Raw genomic sequence first — 3,164 nt, forward strand, 5'->3', positions numbered from 1 at the left:
GGCCGCGTTCTCGGCCTGCACGCCGATGATCCGGATCTCGCGTCCCAGCTCCCTGGCCCTCGCTTTGATCGCGACGGCGACTCCGGCCAGCAGGCCACCGCCACCGACGCCCATCAGGACCGTGTCGACGTTAGGGACCTGATTCAGGATTTCAAGCCCGACGGTGCCCTGGCCCGCCACGACGTCGACGTTGTCGAAGGGGTGGACGAAGACCGCGCCAGTTTCGTTCGCGTAGCGCTGCGCCTCGGCCAGGGCCTCATCCACGTTGTGTCCGTGCAGGACGACTTCGGCTCCGTGGCTGCGGGTTGCGGCAAGCTTCGGAAGCGCCACACCGAGCGGCATGTAGATGCGTGCCTTGATTCCGAGGCTTTTCGCCGCCACCGCAACGCCTTGCGCGTGGTTGCCTGCCGAAGCCGCCACCACGCCGCGCTTCTTTTCCTCGGGAGACAGGCGTGCCATCCGCACGTAGGCACCGCGGACCTTGAAGGAACCTGCCCGCTGGAGGTTCTCGCATTTGAAGAAGACCTCTCCGCCTACCATCGCTCCCAGGGCCCGTGAGGACTCGATGGGGGTCTTGGTAATAATGCCCTCGAGCAGCTCCTGCGCCTTAAGGACATCGTCCAGGGTGACGGGCAGGGTATCGAGGGTATTCACGGGTTAATCTCCTTTGTTGGTGTGCTGTGCGGCATCCTTGGCGAATGTCCGTTCCGCAGCCGCGTGCTGACCTGCGGCGCCTTCGCCGCTGTTGGACCGTGCGCCCGCGTTGGCGCCGGGACCGTGGATTTCCTTGATGGTGGGTTCCTCATCGGAGTCCGGTGGTGCAATCCCTGCGCCGGCGTACGCCGTCATCAGTCCTTCATCATGTTCCCACGTCCGCGCTGCAATATAGCGAACCGCCGTATTTGCTACGGCGAGGAGCGGGACGGCAAAGAGCGCTCCCGGGATTCCGGCCAGGTAGGAACCGGCGGCGACCGACAAGATGACGGCGACCGGGTGCAGCGATACGGCCTTGCCCATGATGAGCGGCTGGAGGATATGGCTTTCAAGCTGCTGCACGAACAGGACGATGGCCAACATGACGAGCGCGTTGACGGGACCATTCGCCACCAAGGCCAGGAGCACCGCGATGGCTCCCGTCACGAGGGCACCGACCACCGGGATGAACGAGCCGATGAACACCAACACACCCAGGGGCAGGGCGAGGGGAACCTGGATAATCGCTGCGCCGACGCCGATCCCCACCGCGTCCACGAACGCAACGAACATCTGGATGCGCACGTAGCTGACCATGGACGACCAACCGCGCCGGCCCGCGCCATAGGCCGCTGCGCGTGCGGTCCGGGGCAGGAGCCCGACGATGAACCGCCAGATCCTGGACCCCTCGAGGAGGAAAAAGATCAGGATGAAGAGGGCCAGGACCATGCCCGCGGCAAAATGCCCGGCGGTACTACCGAAGGACAGGGCACCGCTGAGGATGCTGCTGCTGTTGTTCTGCAGGGCCGAGGTTGCGCTCTGGATGTAGGTGTCGATCTGGTCCGCGGTCAGGTGCAGCGGGCCGTCAGCGAGCCAGGCCTGGACTTGCTGGATGCCCGTGAGCGCTTCCTGCCACAGCTCGCCGAATCCCACAGCGAGTTGCCGTCCCACCAACGCCAGGGCTCCCGCGATGACCCCGAGGAACCCCACCACTGTGATGGCAACGGCCGCTCCTTGGGGCATCTTGAGCTTCCTGAGCCACCCCGTGACCGGGTAGAGCAAGCCTGCCAGGAGGGAGGCGACCATGAGCGGGATGATCAGGAAGCTGACCTTCCCCAACAGCCAAATAAGGGCTCCAACGACCACCAATATGAGGCCCACCCGCCATGCCCACGCGGCAGCAATCCGGACTCCGTACGGGATGTCCTGCGCAATGTGATGCTCCGACACCTGCCTGGGCGCGGCCGAAACGGGCTCACTCGATGGCGTGGCGTCCTGTGCTGGCGTCATTCACCCATAATTCCGCAGGGAGCGCCCGATAGGAAACCCATCTACAGCGCGCCCACGATTCCCCACCTCATAGTGAAGGTCTCCCCCGGTTCGAGCCACCGGAGGCCATCGCCCGAGTTGAACGCGTTCGCCGGACCGGTCATGGGCTCAATCGCCACCGCTTTCGAGCGGCCCGGAAAAGTATCCGTGACGAAGATGTGGACGTAGGCGCAGCTTTCGTCCTGCTCCAAGGAGACGCTTCGGCCATCCGGCGCCGACAGCGTTTGGCGGGCGATGCCGCCGTCGAACCCCAAATCCGTGAACGCCACATCGACATCCAGGCCACCCACACTCCGGCCGCGCCAAAATCAAAATCACCGTCGACAGGCACCGAACTACGCGGGATCAGCCGCTCGTCGGCCACGAGTCGCGTACCGGCGTGGACAGTCAGGACCATCTCTTCCGGCGGAACGTCCCCTACACGCAAATACGGGTGCGCCCCGAGGACGAAGGGCGCGGGGGCCGCCGAATCATTGATGAAACTCTGGGAGACCCGAAGCGCCAGCCCGGCGTCGATCTCGTAGTGGACCTGATGCCGGGCCAGGAAGGGGTAGCCGTGCTGCGGGAAGATCACGGCTTCGAGGGTCACGGAGAATTCGTCTTCCGCCACGAGGGCGTAGGACGAGTTGCGCAGGAGCCCGTGGCTGGCGTTGTTGCGGGACACCTCCGTGATGTCCAGTTGCTGCTTTTTGCCGTCGAGGTACCAGATCCCGTCCTCGATCCGGTTGGCCCACGGGGCGAGGGTAATTCCGGTGGCCCCGGGCGGAAGTTGCGCGTCGCCGTAGCTCTCGGTGAGCTGGACGCCGTCGCGGCTGAACAACCGCAAGCCCGCGGCGAGCTCGGTGACGACGGCGAGTGCGTCACCGCGGCGGATCTCGAATTGGCGTCCGCTGGCAAAGCGTCGGGATACGGTCTCTTCGCCCGGTGTCGAAGACGGTGTTGTGGGAGGCATGGCACCACCGTACTGCATCCCATGTGTTGCTTGGCTTCACCCTCAATGTTCTTTTTTGTTAGATATTTTGCCTTTTTGAGCACTCTGTGGCACCATAAATCCATGACTCGCCTTACCAGCACACGCCTCGCCGATGGCCGGGAGCTGATCTATTTCGACGACGCCGGCTCGCCGGAGCGCGATCCCGGCT

The 3,164-nt window shown here is 64.4% G+C and carries 2 protein-coding genes and 1 pseudogene; all 3 read right to left on the reverse strand.

Annotation, left to right across the window (positions count from 1 at the left end; all coding sequences use genetic code 11):
• Positions 1 to 654, reverse strand: a 654-nt coding sequence (locus AHiyo1_RS06285) for a threonine ammonia-lyase (RefSeq protein WP_113990579.1), incomplete at its 3' end; no start/stop codon positions are given.
• A 3-nt stretch (positions 655 to 657) separates the two neighbouring features.
• Complete coding sequence (locus tag AHiyo1_RS06290) at positions 658 to 1,983, reverse strand: AI-2E family transporter (RefSeq protein WP_084784378.1); 1,326 nt, start codon at positions 1,981 to 1,983, stop codon at positions 658 to 660.
• A 41-nt stretch (positions 1,984 to 2,024) separates the two neighbouring features.
• Positions 2,025 to 2,992: pseudogene (locus AHiyo1_RS06295) on the reverse strand (aldose 1-epimerase family protein).
• Between the last annotated feature and the right edge of the window lie 172 nt (positions 2,993 to 3,164).

The organism is Arthrobacter sp. Hiyo1 (genome assembly GCF_001263615.2).
Lineage (GTDB): Bacteria > Actinomycetota > Actinomycetes > Actinomycetales > Micrococcaceae > Arthrobacter.

Bases quoted from the DNA above. Each gene is read 5' to 3' on its own strand.
- AHiyo1_RS06290 (WP_084784378.1), bottom strand. From the start codon at position 1,983: ATGACGCCAGCACAGGACGCCACGCCATCGAGTGAGCCCGTTTCGGCC.